The organism is Citrobacter sp. VF227 (assembly GCF_052950715.1).
In genome coordinates this window covers 1-300 of the sequence record NZ_JBRFVF010000707.1, presented here as the reverse complement: position 1 = coordinate 300, position 300 = coordinate 1, and the positions used below count along the sequence as shown (strand labels likewise).

Annotated in this window: 1 pseudogene; it reads left to right on the top strand. The window is 50.7% G+C overall.

Features of this window, described 5'->3' with window-relative positions:
- Positions 1–114: pseudogene (locus ACU8YC_RS28665) on the top strand (AAA family ATPase); the annotation flags it as partial.
- Positions 115–300 lie beyond the last annotated feature (186 nt).

Here is a 300-nt window from a genome sequence, read left to right as displayed (position 1 = left end):
AATATCAAAGGAGAAAGTTACCGGTTAAAGGAGAAACGCAAAGCTGGAGTGCTGGCCAAAAACGCAACGCCAATCAGTGACGATGAAATGGCGGAAAGCGGACAGCATCATTAAAGAAAGCATCTGGTGGGCATGAAAATGGCAAATAACGGTCACAGATCGTGGCGTTGACAAAAGAAGCCCCGGCAGACCAACTGCGTGTGTTAGCACCTGTCGCTGACGCAGTCCCGAGGCAACAATGAGAATATACAACGGACATCCATCGCAGGATAGCTGGCGGTGAATGACGGCGTGCCTGCT